The organism is Microbacterium testaceum, from assembly GCF_006539145.1.
Taxonomy (GTDB): domain Bacteria; phylum Actinomycetota; class Actinomycetes; order Actinomycetales; family Microbacteriaceae; genus Microbacterium; species Microbacterium testaceum.
In genome coordinates, this window is record NZ_BJML01000023.1 from 1 (window position 1) to 3,442 (window position 3,442).

Annotated in this window: 4 protein-coding genes; all 4 read left to right on the forward strand. The window is 65.2% G+C overall.

Features of this window, described 5'->3' with window-relative positions; all coding sequences use genetic code 11:
- The first annotated feature begins 247 nt into the window (after positions 1-247).
- From MTE01_RS17520 to MTE01_RS16860, 4 genes are read left to right on the forward strand one after another with little or no spacing between them, the layout of a single operon-like run.
- Positions 248-571 carry a WXG100 family type VII secretion target gene (locus tag MTE01_RS17520; protein WP_141378450.1) on the forward strand — a complete coding sequence of 108 codons (324 nt, stop codon included), beginning with the start codon at positions 248-250 and terminating at the stop codon, positions 569-571.
- On the forward strand, positions 568-852 hold the full coding sequence (locus MTE01_RS16850) for a WXG100 family type VII secretion target (RefSeq protein WP_103208846.1): 285 nt from the start codon (positions 568-570) through the stop codon (positions 850-852). The genes MTE01_RS17520 and MTE01_RS16850 overlap by 4 nt, the downstream gene beginning before the upstream one ends.
- A gap of 3 nt (positions 853-855) precedes the next feature.
- Positions 856-2,262: an endonuclease toxin domain-containing protein gene (locus MTE01_RS16855; protein ID WP_141378451.1), complete on the forward strand. Its 1,407-nt coding sequence runs from the start codon at positions 856-858 to the stop codon at positions 2,260-2,262.
- Positions 2,259-2,732: a hypothetical protein gene (locus tag MTE01_RS16860; RefSeq protein WP_141378452.1), complete on the forward strand. Its 474-nt coding sequence runs from the start codon at positions 2,259-2,261 to the stop codon at positions 2,730-2,732. Before MTE01_RS16855 ends, MTE01_RS16860 begins: the two co-directional genes overlap by 4 nt.
- Positions 2,733-3,442: the final 710 nt, after the last annotated feature.

A 3,442-nucleotide genomic window follows, 5' to 3' on the forward strand; every position in this document is an offset into this window, starting at 1 on the left:
GGAGCAACGGAATCGGATGCGGGGAGCCTCGGCATCCGAATCCGTTCGACGTATCCGAACCTGTCGCGGTGCGCATCCACCCCGAGAAGCTCGTAAGCGCTTTTCTCCCGGTTCCGCGAGTGCCCGCAGGAGCCATTTGCGGTGACGGGTGCTCGCTCGGATCCCTTGCCGTACTGACCCGTATGTGAGGCGCACAGCGCCTCCCGGTTACCTTTCTGGGGCGACTGCACGTGTGTCCCCTGGCCGCATGGAAATTCGGGCTGATTTTCAGGCGCTCGTTTCGGAGACGACGCGTCTCGATGAGGCTTCGGATGACCTATCCGCTCGAGTCCGGCAAGTGCGCGAGCGCGTCGAAGACCTCCTCGCCGTCGGGTGGACAGGGGATGCGGCCTCCGCGTTCCGGCCGCTCTTCGACGCGTGGTTCACAGCAGCAACGGGAAGTACGGAGGAACTCTCCCGCCTGACCGCCGCGTTGCGAGGCGCAACCGCTGACATTGCCGCTGCTGAGCAGGCCAGCCGCGATGCCGCCCGCACCCTGGGATCGAATCTGCCTGCGGGCGGTCAGCGATGAGGCACTCGGTCCATCTCGCGCAGCTTTCGGAGTTCGTCGAGGAGCTGACAAGCATCACCCGCAGCGTCACGCAGGCTCTCGAAGACGCGAACGCAGCCTCTCATCGCCTTCACGGGACGTGGGACGGTGAAGCGTCGGACGCCCACACGCTCGCCCACACCGCCTGGGCCGACGACTCTCGCGAGATGGCGGAGGCTCTGGCCGGGATGCGCCGACTGCTCGACGGCGCACGAGCGAACTACGACGCGGCGGTGGATGCCAACTCACGGATGTGGGGGTGACCAGTGCTCATCACCGTTGACCCCGACGCCTGGTACGCGGCGTCGACGAAGTTCGGCGCCAACGTCGCCCGGACGCTCAGCGACGCTGAATCTGCCCTCGGCGCTACCCTCGCTGACTCAGGACGCATCGCGGGCAATGACCCCTCGGGGGCAGCGTGGGCGCAGGCGTACGACCAGACCGCTCCCGCCGTCGCTCAGGCCATCAACGACGCGGTGGCCGCCGCGCTCACGGTGAGCGGGTTGCTCAGGCAGACGGGCTTGAATCACGCGTCCGCGGATGCGGACTCGAACGCGCTCGGCGCTATGCTCCAGGCGCCGATCGCCGTCGATGCACCGGCGTTCGGTGTCTGCGTCTCCGTTCCCAGCGTCGCGGGTGGCTCGCTCGGCCCACCAAACGGCTGGTTAGACATTCAGAAGTATGTAGCGGTCATTTGGCCGGACGGCGACCCTACGAAACTGCGCGCCCTCGCGCTCGCCTGGAGAGACTGCGCCACCACGCTCGAAAGCGCCTGGCCCTCGATATCGTCTGCCCTCACCGCGCTTGCGGATGAGGAGTCGCCGGAGGTGGATTCCGCCCGAGGTGTCTGCATCACGGTGGGCGATTCGCTGACCGACATCGCCGCGCAGGCACGAGCCATCGCGGACTCTGCCGAGACGCTTGCTCGGCACATCGACGATGCGCAGAACGAACTGCGCAAACAAGTCGCTCTCTTCCTCGCAGAGACCGCAGCCATCGAAGCAATCGCCCTAGCCGCTGGCGCGGCTACGGACGGGGCGGGCCTGCTCGTTGGACACGGCGTCGCTGTCTTCAACGCCAGTAAGTACACGGTCCGGTTCGTCGAAATCGTCGTACGCCTAGCCGAAGGTGCGAGGGCCGCCGCCGCAGGTCTCGCCTGGCGCTCCCTCGACGCAACGAGCGACGGACTCCGGGCGATAGCCGCCCGGATGCCCTCCGTCGCAGCCACAGCCAGCGTCACCGGCGCAGCGGAGAAGCTGACCGCGCTGGCGGACAAACTCGCTAAGTCCCCTTGGCCCTTCGGCCCCTCCCCTCGGGGATTCGCCATTGAGGCTCGCCTGGGAGGCAACCTCCCGGCGTCCTTCCCCACCATCGACCGGTTCAACGACGCGACCGGCGTCGCGACGAGCATCAAGAGCATCGATCTAGCTTCGAAGACGTATCTCGTTCCGTCTCGTCTCCGCGGCACCCTGAGGGGGTACATCGATAGACTTGCTGAGTTCAAGGGTGCGACCTGGGGCGGTCGAGAAATCGACGATATCGCCATACAAGGTCGCGAGTTGCAGCTCGCGGTTCCCCGCACGGCGACGGCTGAGCAGCAGGCTGTTCTGAATAGCATGAAGGACTACGCACTAGAGAAGGGCGTACGCCTGACTGTGGAGGTCATTCGGTGAGTCAAACCTACGGAGTGGTCAACATCGACCTACGACCGGACGGCACTCTTCTCGTCCATGTGATGGCCCGCACGACGGAGGGTGCGATGATTCTGAGCGGTCTCCCAAAGGTCCTTACGGATGCCGATGACGACATTTCGCTTGGACAGACCGTCATGGCAGCGACCGACGAGGCCGTGTCCACCGTGCTGCCTGCCCGTGACCTACGACACAACCCGCCTGACGCTGAACTACTGGAGTGGTTGAAGCTCCCCTCCTACGCTGCATACGCGAAGGGGGTTCGAGAGGTAAAGGTGCACGGTTTCTATGAAGCTGGTGCACTGACGCACGTCCTGGTAACGCCCGCCCACAATGGCGGCGCACGAAGCGGCTTCACTCCGCTCACTGACCATCGGGTCAGGCTGGATAGCCCCACGGCGGCGCAGCTTGGGGCGGCTGTCCAGGAAGCTTTTGCTCTGGCCACTCTTTAGGGAAGAACGAGCGGGCGAGCGGAACGGATTGGTGACAACTGATCGCTCGTTCCGTCAGGTGCTGGCGGGGAGGACGCCGTCGCGGCCCGTCCCAATCCCAGGGGCTTGGCGAGGGCGTTTCGGTGGCCGCCCGTGGGCCTCAAAGCGGCGTCACCATCGAACAGATCGTGACCGATTTCGGGATCAGCAAAGCAATGCCGCAGAACTGGCTCCGCGGGCCGATATCGAGGAAGGCAACCGGCCCCGCCAAGCTGCTGTCGCGCGCCCTCTGAAAGCCTCCACTGCGTGAGCCGGGCGAGGCATGACGAACCCCTCGATATCGGTCCTGAGAACTCCGAGACGCCCCGAGTTCTCAGGCGGGGCACGCAGCCGGTTCGCCACGACACTTCAATTCCCACGAATCCCAGTCAGGCCACGTCTCTCTGTGCGGTCGCGATGACAATGTGCTCGAACAAGCTGTCCACTCGGCCCACCGCGTAGGCGGCGCACCAGGGCTGGCGTTGGCTACAGCCAGCACTCCTTTCACCGCTGGGTGATACGGCAGAGCTGCCTTGATATTGACATTCGCGGCGGTTAGCCCGGCGCGTAGGCCGATGACACGGCGACCGTGATGGCATCAGGCCACACAGCGACGAGCAGACTCATCAGCTTCTCTCGCATGAGACGAGCGTCCGTCGGTATAAGGGCGCTCCCGCTGAACGGGATCGTCG